The sequence below is a fragment of the Streptomyces sp. NPDC002742 genome, from assembly GCF_042888885.1.
Taxonomy (GTDB): domain Bacteria; phylum Actinomycetota; class Actinomycetes; order Streptomycetales; family Streptomycetaceae; genus Streptomyces.
Genome location: NZ_JBIAQF010000031.1, coordinates 39189 through 60970 on the forward strand (window position 1 = coordinate 39189; position 21782 = coordinate 60970).

At 69.5% G+C, this 21782-nt stretch carries 21 protein-coding genes; 15 read left to right on the top strand and 6 right to left on the bottom strand.

The features are described 5' to 3' along the window. The first annotated feature begins 3 nt into the window (after window positions 1–3). Genes ACFYW8_RS37590 through ACFYW8_RS37635 form a run of 10 tightly spaced genes read left to right on the top strand, consistent with a single transcriptional unit; the run spans window position 4 to window position 11262 of the window. The gene (locus ACFYW8_RS37590; protein ID WP_389089565.1) at window positions 4–903 is read left to right on the top strand and encodes a 3-hydroxyacyl-CoA dehydrogenase family protein; all 900 of its coding nucleotides are present in this window, start codon (window positions 4–6) and stop codon (window positions 901–903) included. Further along, window positions 896–1165, top strand: coding sequence for a phosphopantetheine-binding protein (locus ACFYW8_RS37595; protein WP_389089470.1), 270 nt, complete (start codon window positions 896–898; stop codon window positions 1163–1165). Before ACFYW8_RS37590 ends, ACFYW8_RS37595 begins: the two co-directional genes overlap by 8 nt. Next, on the top strand, window positions 1150–2328 hold the full coding sequence (locus ACFYW8_RS37600; protein WP_389089472.1) for an acyl-CoA dehydrogenase family protein: 1179 nt from the start codon (window positions 1150–1152) through the stop codon (window positions 2326–2328). The genes ACFYW8_RS37595 and ACFYW8_RS37600 overlap by 16 nt, the downstream gene beginning before the upstream one ends. Beyond that, window positions 2325–3524, top strand: a complete 1200-nt coding sequence (locus ACFYW8_RS37605) for a hypothetical protein (protein ID WP_389089475.1) — start codon at window positions 2325–2327, stop codon at window positions 3522–3524. The genes ACFYW8_RS37600 and ACFYW8_RS37605 overlap by 4 nt, the downstream gene beginning before the upstream one ends. Next, window positions 3521–4834: an acyltransferase domain-containing protein gene (locus tag ACFYW8_RS37610; RefSeq protein ID WP_389089479.1), complete on the top strand. Its 1314-nt coding sequence runs from the start codon at window positions 3521–3523 to the stop codon at window positions 4832–4834. The genes ACFYW8_RS37605 and ACFYW8_RS37610 overlap by 4 nt, the downstream gene beginning before the upstream one ends. Then, complete coding sequence (locus ACFYW8_RS37615; RefSeq protein WP_389089482.1) at window positions 4825–6294, top strand: condensation domain-containing protein; 1470 nt, start codon at window positions 4825–4827, stop codon at window positions 6292–6294. Before ACFYW8_RS37610 ends, ACFYW8_RS37615 begins: the two co-directional genes overlap by 10 nt. Beyond that, on the top strand, window positions 6291–6527 hold the full coding sequence (locus ACFYW8_RS37620; protein WP_389089485.1) for an acyl carrier protein: 237 nt from the start codon (window positions 6291–6293) through the stop codon (window positions 6525–6527). The genes ACFYW8_RS37615 and ACFYW8_RS37620 overlap by 4 nt, the downstream gene beginning before the upstream one ends. Next, window positions 6524–8101: an AMP-binding protein gene (locus tag ACFYW8_RS37625; RefSeq protein WP_389089488.1), complete on the top strand. Its 1578-nt coding sequence runs from the start codon at window positions 6524–6526 to the stop codon at window positions 8099–8101. Before ACFYW8_RS37620 ends, ACFYW8_RS37625 begins: the two co-directional genes overlap by 4 nt. A gap of 22 nt (window positions 8102–8123) precedes the next feature. Continuing rightward, window positions 8124–9869 carry a non-ribosomal peptide synthetase gene (locus ACFYW8_RS37630; protein WP_389089490.1) on the top strand — a complete coding sequence of 582 codons (1746 nt, stop codon included), beginning with the start codon at window positions 8124–8126 and terminating at the stop codon, window positions 9867–9869. After that, the gene (locus tag ACFYW8_RS37635; RefSeq protein ID WP_389089493.1) at window positions 9859–11262 is read left to right on the top strand and encodes a condensation domain-containing protein; all 1404 of its coding nucleotides are present in this window, start codon (window positions 9859–9861) and stop codon (window positions 11260–11262) included. The genes ACFYW8_RS37630 and ACFYW8_RS37635 overlap by 11 nt, the downstream gene beginning before the upstream one ends. Here ACFYW8_RS37635 and ACFYW8_RS37640 read toward each other — a convergent pair. Further along, window positions 11229–11972: a methyltransferase gene (locus tag ACFYW8_RS37640; protein ID WP_389089497.1), complete on the bottom strand. Its 744-nt coding sequence runs from the start codon at window positions 11970–11972 to the stop codon at window positions 11229–11231. The two genes, ACFYW8_RS37635 and ACFYW8_RS37640, sit on opposite strands and share 34 nt — an antisense overlap. Before the next feature lie 516 nt (window positions 11973–12488). Beyond that, on the bottom strand, window positions 12489–13106 hold the full coding sequence (locus tag ACFYW8_RS37645; RefSeq protein ID WP_389089499.1) for a transposase family protein: 618 nt from the start codon (window positions 13104–13106) through the stop codon (window positions 12489–12491). Window positions 13107–13124: 18 nt separating this feature from the next. Between ACFYW8_RS37645 and ACFYW8_RS37650 the strand changes: the two genes are divergently transcribed. Beyond that, entirely contained in the window at window positions 13125–13274 is a 150-nt protein-coding gene (locus ACFYW8_RS37650) for a hypothetical protein (RefSeq protein ID WP_389089502.1), read from the top strand. An 18-nt stretch (window positions 13275–13292) separates the two neighbouring features. Here the strand turns inward: ACFYW8_RS37650 and ACFYW8_RS37655 are convergent, their stop codons facing one another. After that, complete coding sequence (locus ACFYW8_RS37655; RefSeq protein WP_389089505.1) at window positions 13293–14057, bottom strand: DUF899 family protein; 765 nt, start codon at window positions 14055–14057, stop codon at window positions 13293–13295. 327 nt (window positions 14058–14384) lie between these two features. Further along, window positions 14385–14606 carry a hypothetical protein gene (locus ACFYW8_RS37660; protein WP_389089507.1) on the bottom strand — a complete coding sequence of 74 codons (222 nt, stop codon included), beginning with the start codon at window positions 14604–14606 and terminating at the stop codon, window positions 14385–14387. 135 nt (window positions 14607–14741) lie between these two features. Here ACFYW8_RS37660 and ACFYW8_RS37665 point away from each other — a divergent pair, with 135 nt between their 5' ends. The 4 genes from ACFYW8_RS37665 to ACFYW8_RS37680 all read left to right on the top strand — a co-directional run bounded on the left by ACFYW8_RS37665 (window position 14742) and on the right by ACFYW8_RS37680 (window position 19424). Beyond that, window positions 14742–14900: a hypothetical protein gene (locus ACFYW8_RS37665; protein ID WP_389089509.1), complete on the top strand. Its 159-nt coding sequence runs from the start codon at window positions 14742–14744 to the stop codon at window positions 14898–14900. 225 nt (window positions 14901–15125) lie between these two features. Continuing rightward, a complete protein-coding gene (locus ACFYW8_RS37670) occupies window positions 15126–16403 on the top strand; it encodes a CHAT domain-containing protein (RefSeq protein WP_365881176.1) in 1278 nt (425 codons plus the stop codon). A 10-nt stretch (window positions 16404–16413) separates the two neighbouring features. After that, complete coding sequence (locus tag ACFYW8_RS37675; protein ID WP_389089513.1) at window positions 16414–17523, top strand: ComEC/Rec2 family competence protein; 1110 nt, start codon at window positions 16414–16416, stop codon at window positions 17521–17523. After that, a complete protein-coding gene (locus ACFYW8_RS37680; protein ID WP_389089516.1) occupies window positions 17520–19424 on the top strand; it encodes a CHAT domain-containing protein in 1905 nt (634 codons plus the stop codon). Before ACFYW8_RS37675 ends, ACFYW8_RS37680 begins: the two co-directional genes overlap by 4 nt. Here ACFYW8_RS37680 and ACFYW8_RS37685 read toward each other — a convergent pair. Next, window positions 19411–20184, bottom strand: a complete 774-nt coding sequence (locus ACFYW8_RS37685) for a hypothetical protein (protein ID WP_389089519.1) — start codon at window positions 20182–20184, stop codon at window positions 19411–19413. The genes ACFYW8_RS37680 and ACFYW8_RS37685 overlap by 14 nt on opposite strands. A gap of 108 nt (window positions 20185–20292) precedes the next feature. Next, window positions 20293–21753, bottom strand: coding sequence for a hypothetical protein (locus ACFYW8_RS37690; protein WP_389089521.1), 1461 nt, complete (start codon window positions 21751–21753; stop codon window positions 20293–20295). Between the last annotated feature and the right edge of the window lie 29 nt (window positions 21754–21782).

Consider the following 21782-nt stretch of genomic DNA (forward strand, 5'->3'; position numbering starts at 1 on the left):
ACCATGGGCCGCGGAGTCGCGCAGCTTTTCGCCGAGCAGGGGCACCAGGTCGTTCTGGTGGACGTAGCGGACCGAATTCTCGACTCCGCGCGAGCGGAGATCGGCCGGGAGGTACGATTCGCCCGGCTGCTGCGCCCCGGGACACCGACCCGGGTGCCGGAGGAGGTCGTGGGACGGATCACGTTTACCGCGGACCTCACAGAGGTGAGGCAGGTCGACTTCCTCTTCGAGAACACCACCGAGAACTGGGATCACAAGCGCGCTCTCTACTGCGAACTCGATTTCCTGTGCGCCCCCGGCGTGCCCTTCGGCGTGAACACCTCCGCGATCCCCATCACCAGGGTCGCCTCCGCCACAGGACGGCCCGACCGGGTGATCGGTACGCACTTCATGAACCCGGCACCCACCAAACCCACCGTCGAACTGATCCGCGGCCACCACACATCCGACGAGACCCTGGCGCTCATCCAGGGCCTCCTGGATCGCACGGGCAAGCGTCACATCGTGGTCAACGACTCACCGGGCTTCGTGACCAACCGGGTCCTGATGCTCACGCTCAACGAGGCAATCTTCCTGCTCCACGAAGGCGTCTCCGGCGCCGCCGAGATCGACCGCCTGTTCAAAGAGTGCTTCGGGCACGCCATGGGGCCGCTGGAGACCGCCGACCTCATCGGCCTCGATACGGTGCTGTTCTCGCTCGACGTCCTCTGTAACAGCTTCGATGACTCCAAGTACCGGCCGTGCACGCTGCTGCGCAAGCTGGTCGACGCGGGCCTCCTCGGCAGAAAGTCGGGCCAGGGCTTCCACCGCTACGACACACACCGGGGCCGCCCGGCGTCGCAGCGTCACGAAACCCACCGCAACGATGACACCCAAGAGTCGGGAGATCGACGGCATGGCTGAGGACGACAAGCGCCTGATCCGCGCCTTCATCGGCACACACGTCGACGCGGAGCCCGTGGACGACGACGTGGACCTCTTCGCGAGCGGATACGTGACTTCACTCTTCGCCGTCCAACTCGTCCTGTGGGTCGAGCAGACCTTCGACTTGGTGGTGGGTGGCGAAGACCTCGACTTCGCGAACTTCTCGTCGGTCGATGCCGTCGCGGCCTTCGTGCAGGGCAAACGCGCTCCCTACGGAGGTGGGGCATGGACTTCGAACTAGGCTCCGAGCAGCGCAAGTTGCGTCAGGACGTCATCGCCTTCGCCGATCGGGAGCTTGGCAAGGACACCCTGGCCGACGACCGCGATGCCCACTTCCCACGGGCCGACTGGGAGCGGTGCGCCTCGTTCGGTGTGCTCGGCTGGCCCGTGCCCGAAGAGTACGGCGGCGGCGGCCTCGACCCGCTGACGACGATGATCGCGCTGGAGGCACTCGGCTACGGATGCCGGGACAACGGCCTCGTCTTCGCCGTCAACAACCACCTGTGGGCCTGCACCATTCATCTGATGCTCCACGGCAGCGACGAGGTGAAGCGCGCGTACCTGCCATCCTTGTGCGCCGGGACTTTCATAGGCGCACAGGCCCTTTCCGAACCCGATGCCGGCTCCGACCTGCTGGGCATGACGACCGCGGCGCGCCGCGATGGCGACGTGTACCGGCTTGACGGCACCAAATGCTTCATTAGCAACGGACCGGTGGCCGACGTCTTCGTCGTCCTCGCCCGCACCGGCGATGAGGGCAGAAAACAGAACCAGCTCACCGCGTTCGTCGTCACCGCAGACATGCCCGGCTTCATGAAGAAGGCCGAACTGTCGAAGATGGGCCTGCGATCCGCCCCCATGGGCGTGATCGAGTTCGACGGGACACCGGTGCCCGCCGCCAATGTCCTCGGCCGGGAGGGCGGCGGCTACGGCGTCTTCACTTCGTCCATCGAGTGGGAGCGTTCCTTCATGTTCGCGCCGCAGGTCGGCGCCATGGAGCGACTCCTCGACGCGTCCGTGCGGCACGCCAACTCGCGTGAGCAGTTCGGACGTTCGATCGGAAACTTCCAGGCCGTCTCCCATCAGATCGCCGACATGAAGATCCGTCTCGAACTGGCCCGGATGCTCCTCTACCGGGTCGGCTGGCTGAAGCGTGAGGGCAGGCTCGCGCTTCTGGAAGCCACCATGGCCAAGATCTTCGTCAGCGAGAGCCTGGTGCAAGCCGCCATGGCGGCCGTCGAGGTACACGGCGCCCGCGGCTACCTGACCGATGAGGGCTTCGAGCGGGAGCTACGCGACGCGCTCGCGGGGCCCATCTACGCCGGGACCAATGCCGTGCAACGCGGCATCCTCGGCGAACTCATAGGTGTGCGCGGCGCATTGTCGACCGGAGGGCCGCGATGACCTTGATAGCGCTCGACGCGTTGGTGCCCGCCGCGCTCGCCGATGAATTGGCGAAGCGGATCTACTTCATCTCCGACCGGATCACCGACTTCACCCTGATCCGTACCGGGGACACGGTCACTGCAGTCGACGTCACCACACAGGACGCGGAGGCGACCGATCTCGATGCGCTTACCCGCAAGCTGCGCCTGGTCGTCCGCAACGATGTCCTGAGTCAACGTCAGGTCGTGCCAAAGGTGGTCTGGCGCTCAGCGGAGGAGGGTGCGGTCCGGGACGTCTTCCCCGAACTCCTGACGCGAGGCATCGCCGCGGAGCTGGGCGAGGGGCAGATCGCGCTCGGCGAACCCGTCCTGTCCCTCATGGATTACCTCGACGCCGAGATACGCGCCCTCGTTCTCGACGAATTCGCAGCCCAAGAGTTCCGTTACCCGACCCTGATGCCCGCCCCCGCGCTGCGCCGCACCGGCTACTTCGAGTCCTTTCCGCAAGTACTGATGCTGGTCTCGCGGTTGCACGGCGACGTCGACTCCTACGACGCGTTCCTGCACACGCTGGCCGGGAGTGTCGGGGAGGAGGACGGCAATCTCGTCGCTGCCTTGCGCGCTCACACAGGCGACACCGACCACGTCCTGCCGCCCACCATGTGCTTCCACACCTATCACCAGTACGCCGACGGTCCACCTCCCGCTCCGAACACGGTGGTGACCTCGCGTGGCAAGGTGTTCCGGTACGAGTCCCGCTACCGTCGCTCCCTCGAACGGCTCTGGGATTTCACCATCCGCGAGATCGTCTTCCTCGGCAGTCCAGAATTCGTCCTCACCTCCCGCTCCCGGCTGATGGAACGCGCCTTCGCCTTCACAGAGTCGCTAGGACTCGGTGGCCGGTGCGAGGTCGCCGGCGACCTGTTCTTCCTCAACAGGGCCGCAGCCGACCGCGCCTGGTCCCAGCGACTCCTGGAGATGAAGTACGAGCTCCGGCTGCCCCTGGACGACGAGCGGGATGTGGCCGTCGCCTCTTTCAACTACCACGAGCAGTTCTTCGGGAAGTCGTTCGGCATCTGCGTCGACGGCGAACGGCCCGTGTTCACCGGCTGTGCCGGGTTCGGCCTCGAACGCCTCGCCTACGCCTTCCTCTGCCGGCACGGCGTAGGCCCCGCACGCTGGCCTGCCCACGTGCGCGCGGCGGTGGACCGATGAGCGGACCACTTCGACTGCTGACACTCAGCGCACCGACACGGGACGCTCTTGAACAAGCCAGCGACGCGCTCGCCAACCAGCTGCTTTCTCTGGGCGACGGCGCCGCTGCCCCGGCATCTGCCCTCCCCGAGGCCACGGCGCCCGCAGGAACCATACGCCGCGTGCTCGTCGCCACCTCGGCGGCCGACGCGGCACGGTGGCTGCGTCGGCGCGACCCCCGCCGCGTCTTCACCGCGGGGCCCGGAGTCTGTGCTTCCCGCGTCTTCCTGTGCTCCGGGGTCGGCGACCACTATCCGGGCCTGGGCGCCGGCCTGTACCGGTGTGTGCCCGCCTTCCGCCGCGAACTCGACGGCTGCTTGCGTCTGCTCGCCACCGACCACGACCTCGACCTGCGCCCCGTGCTCTTCCCACCGGAAGCCGACACGGCGGCCGCCGGCGTACGTCCCGACCTCGCGGCCCTCTTCGAGCAGCGCGAGAATCCCCAGGAGATCCATCGCACGGTCGTCGCCCAGCCGCTGCTATTCGCCACGCAGTACGCGCTGTCGAGGGCATTGTCGGACCTCGGAGCCGAGCCAACCGCGCTGGCCGGGTACAGCGTCGGTGAGTACGTCGCCTCCTGCGTCGCCGGGGTGTTCTCCCTTCAGGACGCGTTGCGCCTGGTCGCAAGCCGCGCCCGGCTCATGGAGGCGTTGCCGCAGGGCGCGATGCTCGCCGTCGCGGCCGGAGCCGACGCAGTCGCCCCGCACCTCACACCCAGCGTGTCGATCGCCGCTCTCAACAGCCCCGAACAGACCGTGCTCTCCGGCCCCGTCGAGGCCGTCCAGGAGAGCGCGCGGATCCTCACCGCACACGGCGTTGCCTGCCGCCGCCTCGCGACGACCCATGCCTTCCACTCCAGGATGACCCTGCCACTGGCCGAGCCCCTCGAAGCCCTCCTCGCGACGATGGCGATCGCAGCCCCCCGCTTGCCTCTACTCTCCAGCGTCACCGGCACCTGGCTGCGCGACGACGAAGCGACCGATCCCGGCTACTGGGCTCGGCAACTGAGCCGCACCATCCGGTTCTCCGGCCAACTGACGGAGATCTGGCGGCTGCCCGATCCGATGCTGATCGAACTAGGCCCGGGCCAGGCGCTCTCCCGCTTCGCGCTCGCCCATCCGGGGCGCCCCGCGGACGCCGCCGCCCGGGTGGTACAGACGATGCCGGGCCGGCTCGAGAGCCGTACCGATCGTGAACTGCTGCTCGGCGCGGCAAGCCGCTTGTGGGCCGCCGGAGTCGAGATCGACTGGAGTGCTGTGCGATGGGAGTGAAACACATCGCGCCGCCGGAAGCAGAAGGGGTACGCACAGTGAGCGGTCGGAACATCCGCACCAGCAGAACAGCGCCCGCGTTCCGCGTCGGCCCCCGGCCGGATTCCATTCCTCTTTCGTGCTCGCAGGAGCGACTGTGGTTCCTGCTGCACCTCAATCGGGGTATGCGCGCCTATCAGTTCCAGGCAACCCTCGAACTGACGGGAGCGCTCGACACAACCGCCCTCGCCGAAGCACTCACCGAGGTGGTCAGGCGCCACGAGGTGTACCGCACGACCTTCGCGGACAGCCGTGAGGGGCCGCAGCAAGTCGTCCATCCGCCGTTCCCCGTCGAGCTGCCCGTCCATGACCTGCGCGACGCTGCCGATCCCGAGAAGGCTGCCCGCGCGGCGCTGCGCGAGGCCGTCCGCGTCGATATCCCCTTCGACCGGCTTCCGCTGGTCAACTGGCGGCTACTGCGAACTGGGCCCGACCGGCATGTCCTGCTCCACCTCGAACACCACCTGATCCACGATGGCTGGGGCTTCAACGTCTTCGTCGAGGAACTCTGCTCCCTGTACGGGGCCTACGCACAGGGCCTGCCGTCACCACTGCCCGAACCCGCGATTCAGTTCGCCGACTACGCCGTCTGGCAGCGCGAATGGCTTCAGTCGGCCGCCGCCGAGCGGCAGTTGGCATATTGGACGCACCAACTCGACGGTGTATCACCCTATTTCGATCTGCCTACCGACCGGCCGCGCAGCGCGCGTCGCCGGTTCATCGGCGACACCCTCCGCGTCACCGTCCCGGCCCGTGTTGCGGACCAGATCCGTGGCCTTGCCCGGCGCGAACGCGTCTCCCTGTTCACGGTGATGCTCGCTGCTTTCCAGGTCCTGCTGCACGCATGGTCCGGCGAGGACGACTTCCATCTCGTGACCGGCATCGCGGGCCGCAGCCGCCCCGAGACGGAAAGCCTTCTCGGCATGCTCGTGAACACCGTCGTGCTCCGCGCGGACCTGCGCGACGCTCCCACGTTCCAGAACCTTCTCACACGCGTTCGCGCGACCACGCTCGGCGCGGTCCAGCACCAGGAACTCCCCTTCGACCAGGTGGTCACCGCGCTACGTCCGCCCCGCATCCCGGGCCGACAGCCCCTGTCCGAGGTCGCGTTCGCCTTCCACGACTCGCCACTGGGCGCCGTGCGGATGCCGGGACTCGACGTCGCGGTGACCGTCGGCGTCACCAACGGCAGCGCCAAGTTCGACCTTAGCGTCGTCGCGATCCCCCGAGCCGAGCAGTCGATCGGCAAGGGCGAGAATACCGAGAGGGACATCGAGCTCGTCTGGGAGTACGACCAGGAACTGTTCGACGCCGAGACCATCGTGCGGGCGGCCCGACGCTACGAAGACTTCCTGGCCGCCGTGGCCGCCGACCCGCACCAGTGCCTCACCGCCTTGATAGCCGCACAGGGGGAACGATGACGGAGGACGACGCCCTGCGCGCGGTGCGCGACGCCTGGGCCGAGACCCTGGCGGTCGACCCCGCCGACGTACCGATCGACGTGGGTTTCTTCGACGCCGGCGGCAACTCGCTGCTCCTGGTGATGCTCTCCGAACGACTCGGGGACGACATCAGGCGCCCCCTACCCGTCGTGGACCTCTTCCAACATCCAACCGTGCGTGCCCAGGCGGAGCTCCTCTCGGACGACCAGTGAGCAGCACCCTGTACGAGGTGTTCGCCGACACCGCCGAGCGCAGGCCGGACGCACCGGCCGTCGAGCTGCCCGAGCGTAGCCTCACCTACCGCGAGCTGGGACAAGCCGCCGACGTCGTCGCGCAGCGGATCAGAGAAGTGCGGCCGGCCGCCGCGCGCGTCGGGCTGCTGGCCAGGCGCAGCACGGTCGCCTTCGCCGGCTATCTGGCCGCGCTCCGGCTCGGCGCAGCTGTCGTGCCCCTCAACCCCGAGCATCCCGACGACCGGCTCGCCCGAATACGGGCACAGGCCGCCGTGGACGTCGTCGTGGCCGACGCCGCCATCCGCGGCAGGGACCACGCGTGGGCAAGCGGTCTTCCGGTCCTCACTCTCGCTGACGACGACGTCCTCGGCGCCGCACCGAACGGCACGCTGCCGCCATATCGTCCGGACCCCGACGCGACCGCGTATGTTCTGTTCACCTCCGGTACCACCGGACGCCCCAAGGGCATGCCGCTGCGACACCGACACGTCCTGCCGTTCGTCCGCGAGTGCATCACCCGGTACGGGGTCGCACCGGGATGTCGTATGTCTCACACCTTCGATCTGACCTTCGACCCATCCGTCTACGACCTCTTCGTCACCTGGGGCGGCGGCGCCGTCCTGGTAGTGCCCGACCGCGGCGAGATGTTCAGCCCCGTCGACTACGCGGCGGGACGGGCCCTGACCCACTGGTTCTCCGTGCCCTCCGCCATCTCCGTCAGCATCGAGCTCGGCCGGCTGCCCGTCGGGCCGACCACCGAGGCCACCCGGTCCGGACCGGTCACGGCCCTGCGTTACAGCGTCTTCGGTGGCGAGCAGTTCACCCTCGACCAGGCACGCGTCTGGCACGCCGTCGCCCCCCACTCCCTTATCGACAACGCCTATGGACCGAGCGAAGCCGCCATCGCCTGCGCTGCCTACCGGCTGCCCCGCGACCCCGCGCACTGGCCCCGTACCTCCAACGGCACCGTCCCCATCGGCCAGGTCTTCGACCACCTTGAGGCACTGCGCGATGTGGACACCTCTGAGTTGTGTGTACGCGGACCCCAGCGCTTCGACGGCTACGTGGACCCTCGCGATGATTCCGGACGCTTCCTCGGCCCTGTCGACGGCGGACGCCCGGAGCCCGAACACTTCTTCCGCACTGGCGACCGGGTCGGCCTTGAGGGCGGTCAATTCGTCCACCTGGGACGCCTCGACGACCAGGTGAAGGTCCGCGGTCTGCGCGTAGAACCAGGCGATGTGGAGGCGGCCCTGCGGCGCCTGCCCCAGATCCACGACGCTGTTGTGAGCGCTGTACGCCGAGGTGACATCGCCGAGTTGGTCGCCTGCTACACCGGGGAAGCCGTATCGCCGCACGACCTGGTCCGCGCCCTGCGCGCCTGGCTCCCCGTCCATCTGGTGCCGCGCCGCTTCCTACACCTGGCGGCCCTGCCGCTCAATGGCAACGGCAAGGCCGACCGGCAGGCGCTGCGGGCCCTTGCCGATCGGGCCGCGCATGCCCGGACGCCCCGCACCCCGCCCCGGCCAACCGAGCCCGGAGCCACCACCTGAACCGGTAAATGGAGGAGCTGACATGGGCCTGCTGCGTGGCGCCGCGACCCCCTATCCCACCGAGTCGACCATCCCCGAACGCTTCGCCGAACAGACGCGGGCCCGCCCCGACAAGGTCGCGGTCGTGGACGGCGCGCACTCTCTCACCTACATGGAACTCGACCGGCGCTCCGACCGGCTCGCTCACATGCTGCACGAGCAGGGCGTCCGTGAAGAGACCCGGGTGGGCGTTCTCCTCGACAGCGGCCACGAAATGATCGTTGCTCTCCTCGCCGTCCTGAAGGCCGGGGGCGCCTACGTCCCCGTCCACCCCGGGTATCCACGCAGCCGTCAGGAGGCCATGCTGGCCGACGCGGGCGCGAGCGTCGTCGTGCGTGCGCAGGACGTCCGGGCGGCGGTCGCCAGGGACACGGGCGGCGTCAAACGGGTGTCCGGGCCGCGCTCCCTCGCATATGTCCTGTTCACCTCGGGGTCCACCGGCAGGCCCAAGGGAGTGATGATCGAACACCGGTCCGTGCTGTGGCTCACCCACGGCAGTGGCATGGCGGTGCTCGACCCCGACGAGCGGATCGCACAGGTGGCCGACCCGTCTTTCGACGCCTTCACCTTCGAGGTTTGGGGCGCCCTCCTCAACGGTGCCACCCTGGTCGTCATCCCCCGGGAAGTAGTTCTCGCCCCCGGCAGGCTGAAGCTGGCCCTCGACACGCACCACGTCACCACCCTGTTACTCACCTCGGCCCTGTTCTCCGAAGTGATGGCGGACCAGCCCGACAGCTTCGGGGGGCTGCGCAACCTCCTTGTGGGCGGCGACGTGCTCAATGTCGCCCGGGCGCGCCAACTCACCTCCGGCGCACCCGCCGACCGGCCCGGGCGCTTCGTTAACGTCTACGGCCCCACCGAGACGACCGTCTTCGCGGTGTGCGGGCCGATCAACACCGTTCCCGCCGACGCGACAACCGTGCCCATCGGTGAACCCGTCGCGAATACCTCCTGCTACGTCCTCGACAAGGACCTCGAACCGGTGGCCAACGGCACCACCGGTGAACTCTTCATCGGCGGCCCCGGAGTCGGCAGAGGCTACGCAGGGCGTCCCGACGAGACCCGGGAGCGCTTCCTGCCCGATCCGTTCGCCGACGAGGACCGATCTTTGATGTACCGAACCGGCGACTTGGTCAGCATCCGTGCCGACGGCACCCTCGACTTCGTCGGCCGCGCTGACAACCAGGTCAAGATCCGCGGCTATCGCGTCGAGCCCGGTGAGGTGGAAGCCGTCCTCACCACCCACCCCGGCATCCGGCAGGCGGCGGTCACCGTTGATGAGTCCACCGGCGACCGGCGCCTGGTGGCCCACGTGGTTCCCACCGCTGCCGACGGTGTCCCCGACGGACTGCGTGAGTTCCTCGCGGGCATACTGCCCGAGTGGATGCTCCCGGCCGCATTCCTCGCTTCTTCCCAGCTTCCCCTGACAACCGCCGGAAAGATCGACCGCCTCGCCCTCCAGGCACTGCCGGTGCCCGCTCCCAACGCCGCTGCCGAAGCCCCCCTCACCGACCGCGAACGCCGTCTCGCGGCCATCACCGCCGACATCCTGGGCCTCGCTTCCGTCGGCCTGAGAGATGACTTCTTCGCACTCGGCGGGCACTCATTGCTCGCCATGCGGCTGGTTTCCCAGGTCAACGACACCTTCGAAGCGGATGTGGACCTCGGGGCCTTCCTGTATGACCCGACCGTGCTCAGGCTGGCTGCCGAGGTGTCCCATGAGCGATGACCGCGAGATCTCCCACGCCCAGCGGAAGATGTGGATACTCGATCGCTTCCGCCCGGGATCGACCGTTTACACCATCCCCCTGATCTATCACGTCGACGGCGACCTGGACGTCGCGGCACTCGACCGCGCCCTGAGCAAGGTGGTCCGTAGACACGAGGTACTACGGACCGTCTATCGAGTGCGGGCGGGCGCCGTGCTTCAGGTCGTCCGTCCCGCCGAGGCGGTGAACGTTCCCGTCGTGGACGTCTCGGGGCACGCGGACCCAGATGCCGAGGCACACCGCCACGCTGACGCGGAGGGCAGGCGACCGTTCGACCTGGCGGTAGGACCGGTCATCAGAGCGTTGCTCCTACGCACCGCACTCAACCGGCATCTATTGTGCCTGACTGTTCATCACATCGCCTGCGACGGAGAGTCACTACAGATCCTGGAGCACGAACTCTCCGTCTGCTACCGGGCGGCGGTACAACGCGAGCCATCAGGACTTCGGCCCCTCGATGAGCAGTACGCCGACTTCGCCGCCTGGCAGGCAAGCCGGCGGATACGGATGAGGACCGGGCAGATGGTCGAGCACTGGCGCAGCCACCTCGCTGGACTCCCAGCCCCTGCGACCCTCCCCGCCGACCGCGAGCGCCCGACCATCCTGGGGGTGATCGGCGGACATGTGCGCTTCACTGTCGAACCGGCAGTGACCGACCGGACAGTGACCCTCGCCAAGGCGTGCCGGGCGACGCCGTTCGCCGTGCTGCTCGCGACGTACGCGGCTCTCGTGAGGATGCGCGGCGGCGGTGCTGATGTGGTAATCGGGGTACCGGTCACGTCCCGGCAGCGCGAAAGCCACTACCGGATGATCGGCATGTTTGTGAACATGCTCGTCCACCGCATCGACACGTCGGGGCAGCCTACTTTTGAGGAGCTCGTGCAGCGGGCGCGTGACGAGAGCCGCCGCGCGATGGCTCACCAAGCAGTGCCGTTCGACCTGCTCGTGGAAGAGTTGAAACCCGTCCGTGCCCCGGGCTTCAATCCCGTCTTCCAACTCATGCTGGGCTATCAGGAGTCAGCTTCCAAGAAGGACACGGGGCGTGGCCTCACGCTGTCCGGCTGCGCGGTGCGTGGGGAGTTCGGCGACACGGCGACGGCCAAAGTCGACCTCTCCCTGACCCTCACCCGCTCGGACACGGGGTTCTCGGGGCGCCTCGAATACAACACCGACCTCTTCGAGGCGGCGACAGCGCGGGAGATCGTCGAACAGTTCCGTACGATCCTCGCCGCAGGCACCACCGAACCGCAGCTGAGACTGGGGGGTCCGGGCCTGAGCCTGGGCGAAACGGCGACGGGTCTGCGCGACGAGGGGTGCGTTCAGGCGTTGGGAGCGGTGCGCCGGAACTCGTAGAGCACGTAGACGAAGGACGTCGGGCCCTCGCCCTCGCCGTCGCTGGTGCGAGGCCCCGCGTAGTCCGCCGGGAGGGCGATCTCCTCCTTGCGGTACACGGAAGCCGTGAACCCCGACTCCGCAGCGAGTTCGTGAAGGCGCTGCGGATTTCCGAGGGTCTCACTGAAGCCCAGGAAGACGCGCGTGGTCTTGGACATGTGCTGTTCGAGGCCGGCGAAGAACGCGCCATGCACCTTGTAGTCGGAATCGAAGGCCGCGTAGTCGATCTGACTTCGGTAGTCGTGCCCGGCCGGCGCCTCGACGAAGGGTGAATTCCAGTAGATCAGGTCGAACGTGGTGTCCTTGTCCAGCTCCGAGAACAGGTCGCTGGTCAGTGCGGTGACCTTGTCGCCCACACCGTGCCGCATTGCGTTCAGCCTGGCCGTGTCGGCCGCCGCCGGATTGATGTCGAGGGCACAGACCTGTGAGCAGCCCCGCATCGCCGCGATGACGGCTGTCACGCCGGCACCGCAGCCGACTTCGAGGAAGCTGTCGATCTCTTCGTACGGCAGCCAGGACGTGAAGAGTTTCGTGGCGATCGCGTTTCCCGGCCACACGTCGGGGAGCAGATGCCATTCGAGATCGAAGACCGTGAAAGAGTCCTGCGGCGGACGCTCCCGGAAACGGGAGATGTCCCACTGCCCCACGTGGTAACCGAACTCATTGAGCATGAAAACTCCTGTCGGATTTCGCTATTGGCCGGGCGCGCGTCACGAGCTCCAATGCGGTTCCAACGGATCATCCACGCCACTCAATCCTCCGTCAACGGCGTTCCAGGGCTGATGTCGGACGGCTGGAAAACGATCTGCCCGGCAGTGAGTACTCTTCAAATCCGATGGCGGCGCTGCCGAGGCGAGCCACGGTCTGCGTCGAAGAGGTACAGAAGCCGAGAGACACGGCCGCCTGCGCCAGGTGAGACCGTCAGAGGCCGGTATGAGACTTGATGCCCGATTACTCACTCTGTGTGTGCGGATCGTGGTGGTGCCGGTCGGCTGTGGTCGGGGCTGGGTGAACAGACCCTACTCGGTCTCGGCCAGGATCACGCGGTCGCTCAGCCGCTTGAGCTTGAGGCGGATGTCGTTGATGTTGTTGGGCGCGACTGTGCCAGTCCCAGGCTGCGTCGAACCGCCAGATGCGCCCGTCCTGGTCGGCAACCTGATCGCCCGGCGAACGATCAAGAGCACCTTTCAGGGGACAGCGGCTTGTCGCCGGTAATGGCCGGTAATGGCCGGTGACGCGGCCAGGTCGAGAGGGGCCAGCAGCGGTACGAACGCGGTGATCTCGTCCTTCTTGCCGGGGACCTGGCGCTGGTTCAGCGCGACGCGTTCGCCGTGGGTGACGGCGGCGACGAGGTGCACGGCCCGCCGGGTGGCGGTGCGCGAGCCGCGCAGGGTCTTGCCGTCGACCGCGACGGCGCACAGGTCGTCACTCTCGCCGGAGCTGGTGCAGTGCGGGGCGAGCCAGGCACCGATCGCGGCGTCGACGGTGTCGCCGTCGAGGCGGGCCAGGACCCGGCCGAGGATCGTCGCCCGCGGGGCGGCCCGGAGACCCAGCCGGTCACGGATCTCCTCGGGCAGGTAGGCGGCTTGCCGCGCTACCGCGACCAGTGAGGTGGCGCCGGCGAGTACGGCGATCGTGCACAAGGCGAGCAGGGCGCCGAGGCGGTAGCGGTGGCCCTGGCGGCGGCGGGGATCCGGCGGAACGTCCAGGACTTCGGCCAGGTCCACGACCTGGCCGACATCGAGAGTGGTGCCCGCATCATGGTTGCGGTGGCGGGTCAGGAGAGTGATCAGTGATGACGGCATGGGGAAGCGTCCGTGTTGATGACGTCAGACACCTCGATCATCACGGACCGCTTCTTCTTCTTCTTGATCACCGCCCTGACCTCGACCAAGCGCGAGTCCAGACGTTCCGCGCGTCATTGGGCGGGTGGTTCACAGGTCACGCAGGGCCCCGACCGCGCCGCCAAATGACGCCCGTCGGAAGCGGGTTTACGAGCAACAGCCCGAGCCGCCTGCGGTCGTGCTGCGCTGTCCGCTGTCGAGGTCGTCGTTGTGGCCGGCGGCGATCCGTGCCCATTGCGCGGTCGGCCGTCCGTCCTTGCGGAACTGCTGGCCGTCGGTCTTGTACGGCTGCGGCCAGCCGGACGGGGAGTCTTCCCAGGGCTCCTGCCGCCCGTAGACGGTCATGTCGAGGATGCCGTAGGACGGCGACATGGGTTCGACACCGCGGCCGGTGGTCCAGTACGTCTCGTGGACGCGGTCCCCATCTCGGAGGTAGCACGCCTTCATCCCGAAGTAGCGGCCAGCGAGGAGCCGTTCGTGCGACTCGGCGGGTACGGAATACCAGGGCATGTCCCAGCCCATGAAGCGGCGGTAGCGGTTGGACTCCTCGACGGGGCCCTGGCAGAAGACGGCGAAGGTGACATCACGCTGGTGCAGATAGGACAGTTCGCGGACCTGGCCGGTGAAGAAGGTGCAGCCCTCGCACTGGTCGGCGGCGGTGTGGCCGTCGTGCCACATGTGATACGACACGAACAGCTGGGTGCGGCCCTCGAAGATGTCGATCAGGGGGACGGCTCCGTCGCCTCCCGCGAGCGGAGTCGATGGGTCCACCTCGGTCATGGGCAGCCGACGCCGTGCGGCAGCGATCGCGTCGCCCTCGCGGGTGTGCGCCTTTTCCCGGGCGCGCAGGGTGTCGATGGCGGCCAGCCACTCCCGGCGGGAGACGACCGGCGGCTTGTTCTCAGCAGTCATGTCCGTACTGACCCGACAGCCCGCAGGAACTCATCGGTGGAGCCCAAGCGAGGCACGGATTCACCACGACCTCGGCCGCACGATCCGTCACGCGTTACGCGCAGAACTCCTGGAATCTCGCTTCGGGAGGATCGCTCTCCGGTGTCCGGCGGGATGCCTTCACGGACGGGCTGCTGCTCAGCGCTCGGAGCTCTGTCCTGCGCCTGCTGTATCCCGTGGGCGTATCGCAGGGGCAGCCGGCGTTGCCCCCGGCGGCAGTCGGAGGGGGGCAGTGGTTGTTCTCGGTCCAGGTGTTGTCGAACCATTCGAGGAAGGGGACGACACCGCCTACTTGGCGATCCGTTCATGGATCGCCTTCTGGTCGTGTCCGGCGATGAAGTGGCGGCCGGCGGGTGTCTGGTTGCCGCATCCGCAGGCGCAGAGGGTCCGGTCGATGGGGGAGTCGACGTACTGGACGGGGTTCTGGCTCTTCCCCGCCGGTGTGGCGCCGCCCACGTACTGGTCGAAGACCGGGTGGCCCTTGCACAGCACGTGGATGATGCCGACCATGGCGACGCGGCGTCCACCGGGGCGCCTCGCGGGCGGCAGCTCGCGGAGGGGTGTCCTGCAGCGCGCTCTCCATCGCGTCGCCCGTTGCCGCTCCGCTCAGGCCCGGGATCGCGTTCGAGCACCGCCGCCGACCATATGGAAGCCGCCCGCCTCGACCTCGCCCAACCGCCCGAGAAGTACCGGTGCGGGCGGCAGGCACTCGTCCGGCGCGACTCCGCGGGTGGCACCCACGAGTTCGTGGCCTGGCTTGCCGGTCGAGCAGGGCTTCGCCAACTCATGGCGATGCTGCGGTAGTTGTAGGCCCGTACCGACTCCCTCCGCGGCGTCGCCGCTTCGAGCGCCGCCGGCTCCTCGCCGGATGCGGCGTACGGGTCACGGGCCTGGTCCGCCGCCTCGGCGGGTTCGTCGGGCACGGGGATTCCTGTCCCCGCGGGTCAACTCATCTCTTCGGCATGAGCGTTCAACTACGCTGAGTATCACCGCATCGGCGAAGGAGCCGGCGGTGCCGGGGGTGACGGGGTGGACCGTTTCGAGGAGATCCGCGCGGCGCGGCGCGAACTCGACGCCGTGGTGCAGGAGATCCAGGGATTGCCGGGGTTCGAGGACTTCCTGCCCGAACCGACGCAGGAGGACGTCCACCGCGCCGCCGACGAGCAGCCGCTGGTGTACCTCTCGGCGGCCGAGTACGGCGGAGTGGCCCTGGTCGTGCACGACGACGAGGTGACCGCCGTGGATCTGCCCAGCCTGACGGCGGAGGCGGTGCGTACGCGCGCCGGTGACCACGACGAGGCGCACCGGGCGTACGCGGCCGACCGCACCGGACGGCTGGCGCGCTGGGAGACGTCGCTGGAGTCGACCACCAAGTGGCTGTGGGACGACCTGATGGGCCCGGTCTGCGAGGCCCTGCGGGAACACCGTCGCGTCGTGCTGGTTGCGGGCGGCCTGCTCGGGCTGCTGCCCCTGCACGCCGCTTGGACCGAGGACCCGGCCGCGCCCACCGGACGCCGGTACGTCCTCGACGACCTCGTCGTCAGCTACGTGCCGAACGCCCGTTCTCTGACCTCGGCCCGCGCGCTCGCGGCCGGCTCCGTCGAGCGGCTGGCTGTTGTCGTGGATCCGCCAGGGAAGGACGGACGCGCCGTGCTGCACTCGGCTGAGCTGGAGGCGCGTGCCGCCGCGGCGGCGTTCGGGGACCGGGCCACCGTGCTGCGCGGACCCGCGGCGCACGCGGCGGCCGTCCGCGATGCCCTCTCCGGCGCCGACGCCGTCCACTTCGCCTGCCACGGGCGGGCCGACCTCCTCAGCCCGCTCGACAGCCGCCTGCTGCTGGCCGGGGAGGACGTCCTCAGCCTGCGCGACCTGATGGCGATGCGCCTGCGGCTCAGGCTGGCCGTACTGTCCGCCTGTGACTCCTACCTGCCGGGCACCGTGCTGCCCGACGAGGTCGTGTCGCTGCCCAGTGGATTGCTCCAGGCGGGGGTGGCCGGGGTCGCCGCGGCCATGTGGTCGCTGCCTGACATGCCGACCTCGCTCCTCATGGTCGACTTCTACCGGCGGTGGCGCACCGAGGGACAACACCCGGCCACCGCGCTGCGCGACGCCCAGGTCTGGCTGCGTGACGTGCCGAGCGGTGAGCGGTACGCCTTTCTCCGGCAAGCCCTGGAGGCGGGCGAGCCCTGGCTTGCGAACGACGAGGAGACCGAGGGGCTCATGCTGATCCTGGCGTACCAGGAAGAGGATGGCCGGGCTTTCGACGACCTGCACTCCTGGGCAGGCTTCGGCTACTTCGGGGCGTGACGGGCCGACCGTGATCAGGATCGAAGCACTTCCCGCCCGAGAGGGCGACTGCCTCTGGGTGGAGTGGGATCACGCGGGCCGCACCCGCCGCATGCTCATCGACGGCGGTCGCGTCGGCCCCGGTGACACGCTGCCCGAAGGACTTGCCGCCCGTTTCCGGCGCGAGCCGTTGGGTGAGCGCGTCTTCGACCTGGTCGTCTGCACGCATCTCGACGCCGACCACATCGGAGGTCTCATCCCCCTCTTCCGTGAACCGCCGAAGGGCTTCACCGCGCACGACGTGTGGTTCAACGGCGACCAGCAGCTCCTCGGTGACGTGCTCAGCCTCGACCAGGCCGACAGCCTGTCCCGGCTACTGCGCGACCGGACCTGGAACAAGCGGTTCGAGGGCCGTGCCGCCGCAGTTCCCCTGAGCGGGGAACTGCCCCGGACCGACCTGCCGGGCCTGCGGCTGACCTTGCTGTCCCCGCTGTGGCGGACGCTCAGGCGGCTGAGTCGCGTGTGGACCCTTGAGGTGGCGAAAACCGAACGGCAACGGCACACCCCCGAACCGGGAACGGCCCCCGACGTCCTTCGGGGCGGTGACGCGGGCGGGCCGTGGGAGGGGCTCGCGTCGCGCCCGTACACGCCCGACCAGTCCCTGACGAACAGGTCGAGCATCGCCTTCCTCGCCGAGCACGAGGACGGCTCGCGGGTGCTGTTCGGCGCCGACGCGCACGCCGAGATCCTGGGGGCCGGGCTGCGCCAGCTGGACGGCACCCCGTGGGGGCGGCCGTACCAGGTGGACCTGTGCAAAGTGCCGCACCACGGCAGCAGCCACAACCTCAGCCCGCAGCTCCTCGCCCAACTGGACTGCCGAAACTGGCTGTTCTCCACCAACGGCGACCGCTTCGGGCATCCTGACCGGCGTGCCGTCGCCCGGATCGCCTACCGGTATGAGCGCCCCGTGCTGTGGTTCAACTACCTGTCGCCCAGCACCGCCGAGTACGCCCGCGCCGAACTGGCCGCCGAACGCGGCTTCACGGCGGAGCACCCGCCCGCGGACCGGCCCGGAGCGGACCTGACCGTGTCGCACGGCCGGGTCACCCGCACGCAGACCATTCCAGGGAGGGCACAGTGAACCCCGATCCGGCACTCGTCGAACTCGCAGACCTCTGGTACGACCTGCCGGTCCTGGTCGGTGACGCGTGGCCTGAGCTGCGGTCCCCGCTCCTCGCGGCGATACAGACACTGGCGGGGGCCGGGGGCGAGGAGTACGAGCGGCAGGCCTGGGCGCTGCTGAAGCTGCTGCTTCCCCACGAGGAGGTCAGGAAACGCCTCGCCCCCGCCCTGGTCGGCACGGCCATCCGGACCGATCGCGCCGTCGACGCGGATACAGGCCGGCGTTCCCGCACGGCGCTGCGCCTGGCCCACCGGGCGGGCTTCCTGCCACCGGCCGCCGACCGCACCGACCCGTCCGGCCGGTGGATCAACGCCGAGGTCGAGGACGGCGATCCGGACCGGCCGGGAACGTTCGTCCTGGCCTTCGACGTCGCCGTCGACGTCGCGGCACGCGAGACAACCGTCGCCGACCCGCTGGGCCACCTCGGAGACCCGCAGGAATGGCCGATGACGCTGACGGTGGCCGTGATCGGTGAAGACGCCACGGTGGAGACACTCGGCGAGACCCTGACCGTGCCCCGCCAGGGGCCTTCGCCCGACCGGGCCCGGTTCCGGGTGACCCCGGCCAGGGCCGGCACCCTGGTGCTGCGAGCCGTGTTCCTGGGTGGCAACGGCGTCGTGCAGTGGATGCATCTGAACGTCACCGGACACCAGGTGCGTGCTCGTGTTCACGGCCGGTCCCTCGACACCGCGCCCGGGACCACCGACCGCTGCCTGTTTGTCCGGGTGTCGCAGACGGCCGACGGCTACGAGATCGAGGTGTTCGGAGGCGTCAGCCACAGATTCCGAGCAAACCTCCGCAAGACCGCTCGCGACCTCGACACCATCGCGCAGGAGGCCCGCCGCTCGCTGCAGGCGCTGGTCGAGGAGGGGGGCCCGCTCGCCGACGACGCCGCTGCCGGACTGTCGCACGACAGGTACGCATGGCACACCCGGCAGCTGGCCGAGTCGGGCTGCCGGATGTTCCGCGACCTCTTCTTCGACCAGGCGGACGCCCAACTGCGGTCGCTGGGCCGCGCTCTCCAGAAGTACCTGACCGGTGACGAGCCGCACAGGGTGCAGTTCGTCACCGACAAACCTCTGCTGCCCTGGCATCTGATGTGCCCCGTGGAGGACATGGCGGACGCGGACTTCGGACAGGTCATCGGACTGCGGCACGACGTCGACTGCCTGCCCCTCATCTCGGACGCGAGTGTCGGCGTCACCGAGGCGGTCATCGACACCCGGACCGGCCTGGACGTGAAGTTGGCCCTCAACTGGAGCATCGACCGCGGCGGCGAGCGCGCTCTTGTGCGCGACCAGGTGACGTACTGGCAAGGTCACGACAACCGGGGCCTTGCCCGCCTTGCCGTCCACGACCGGAAGGAGGACGTTCTGGCAGTGCTGCTCGGGGACGGCCTACCGGCCGGGATCCTCTACCTCTACTGCCACGCCGTCGCCCCGGATCCCGACAAAGGCGGACCCCGGTACGCCAAACTCGCCGTGGAGGGCACCGAGGGCGACATCCTCCTGGGCACCCTGCAGGACAACCATCGCGGCGCCCTGCCGGGACTGCCCGTGATCGTCCTGAACGCGTGCAGCACCGCCTACACCTCACCGTTGTCCACCGCGGGTTTCCTGACGCACTTCCTGGAACGGTCCCGTGGCGTGCTGGGCACCGAGACGGACACCCCCGCCCCGTTCGCCGCGGCCTGGACGACCGCCTTCTTCGACCGGCTCCTCGCGGGCGAACGCATAGGCGAGGCGGTACGCGCCACCCGCGCGGAGTTCGCCTTCACCCACCGCAATCCGCTGGGGCTGCTCTACGCCCTGTACTGCAACGGCGACACGGCCCTGCGGCCCCCGATCACGCCGGGCTGACGGCGCCAGGACCCGTCCCGGGCTCCACGCCCGGCAGTTCCGCCGTCTCGACCAGGCGCCGGGCATACGTCCATGCCGCCTCCGCCACCCACTCGGGCCGCACCGTCCGGACCCAGAAGGCCAGCAGCAGGAGGTCGGCGGCCGCCAGTGCCCCCGGCACCGCGGCCTCGGCGGCGCCGGACGGGGGCCAGGCCAGGACGGCCTGCACCACGACCCCGAGCAGGCCGGCGACCGCCGCGCCAAGGGCGAAGGGCCGCAGCCCCAACGTGTTGCGGCGGAAGCCGTACTCGCGGTTCTCCTCCGCCACCAGCTCCGCCCCCGGCAACGCCCGCGCCCGGGTCCGCAGCACGCTCCCTGCCACCTCGTACACGGCGTCGGCGCCCTCGGGATCGGCGTGCTCCTCCTCGGCCGACGGCAGCCGCAGGGGCGGCCCCGCGATCCGCTCGATGCGGGAGTGCAGGAAAACGAGCCGAGCCGGCCCGGTCGGGCCGCGCCAGCGCAGCAACTGCACCGACGGCTTTCCGCCCCAACGCTCGAACAGGTCCGGCTCCAGCCGCCGCCCGCGACTGCGCCCCCACTGGCCCAACAGCAGGGGCAGACCGCACACCAGGGTCAGCGCCCACACCCGCCGGGCGGGCGGCCAGTCGGGGACCAGCACGGCGACCGGCAGCGCGATCGGCAGTGCCGTGATCAGCACCGGCCGGATCCGGGCCCGCCACGTGTACGGAGTGAACGCCCTGGAGATCACGCCTTGGTCCACGACGGGCCACCCCCTCCTCCGGGGCCGTCCCCACAGGCCCGGAGGAGGAATACCCCGGCCGCGGTGCCCGAACCGCCGTATCAGGAGGCCGCCGGAGAGTGCGGGCGCTCACCCGCCGTCCCTGAGCGCCTCCTGCACCCGCCGTACGGCCGCGGTGTAGCGGTCCTGAAAATGCCTGGGCAGACGGTCCAACAGTGCGGGGACCAAGGCGAGTTCCTCGCTCAGCAGCACCGCTCGTCCCCGCTCCAGCCGGACGGCGGCGGCCTCCGCCCGCCCCAGCCGTGCCAGCGCGTAGGCCCCCTCGTGGGCGAGTCCGTGGGAAGCGACCAGCCAGGCCTCACGGTGCCGGCGTACGGCCTGCGCCTCATGCAGCGCCCGCGCCGCCCGCAGCAGGTAGCCGTCGGCCTCGCCGACCTCCTCCCAGGCCGCCCGTCGGGTCGCCCAGCGGATCCAGTTGTCCGCGGCGCCCACCGTCATCTCCGGGGCGATGTCCAAGCCGGTCCCGCACGCTTCCCGGAACGCGGCTCGGGCCGTGTCGATCTCGTCGGCCGCGCCCGTCTCGTCGGCGAGGGCCCGCCGCGCCTCGCCGAGTACGTTCAGCCGACTGGCTCGGTAGGGAGCCGTCCGTGAGGTGAGCGACACCGCCTCCGTCAGGGGAACCACCGCTTCGCGCAGCGCCGCCACCGCCTCCTCCCGCCGTCCGGCCAGCCGCAGCGCCTCGGCCCGGTCGACCCGCGCGTTGCCCAGGTTGACCAGGAAGGTCGGCCGGCCGGCGAACTTCCACCGGGAGATGCGCAGCGCCGTCTCGTACGCCGCGACGGCCGCGTCCACGTCCGTCAGATCGACGTGCTCGCCGGGACGGGGCAGCGCGCGATCGGGGAACTGGGCGCCGAAGCGGGTCAGCAGGGCGTTGCCGAGGTTGTTCCACCATCCGCCCAGCTCCGGGTCGTCTTCGAGGGCGGCGTCCACCGCCTCCCGCGAGAGACGGACCGATGCCTGCAGGTCGTCGTCCTCCCGCAGCCGTTCGTAGCGGTCCATGTGCAGCATGCCGACGTTACTGCACACCCGCGCCCACGCCGCGTCGGTCCGGGGCAGGGCGCCCAGCGCCCGGGTGCCGACCTCGATCGCTGCCTCGAGGTCGCCGAGCGCGCCCGTCGCGTCGTACCTGTTCCACAGGCACAGCACGAGCGTGGCCGCGCACCGCGCCCACTGCGGTGACCCCTCCTCGGCGGCGTCCGTTGCCTCCTCGGCCGCCTCCCGCGCCGCGGCCAGGTCGCCCAGGTCGCCGGTGAGGTCGTAGAGGTCGGTGAGGGCGACGGCCGTCTCGTTGGTCCACACAGCCCGTCGTGCGGGATCGGCGCGCGCGGCACGCCGGTAGTGCCCGACCGCCTTGTGCAGGTCCTGAAGATCACCCGCGTCCCAGAAGCGCCGCCGGTAGGCCGAGCCCGCCGCGTCCAGACGGTCCGCCAGTTCGGGACCGCCTACGCCCAACGCATCAGCCCGCCGCAGTGCGGCTTCCGCCTCCTCGGGATCCGGGTCGCCCACCCCATGGGTGTCCTCCGGCCTCATCCGCCACCCCCTCGCGGCGCGGGGCGCGC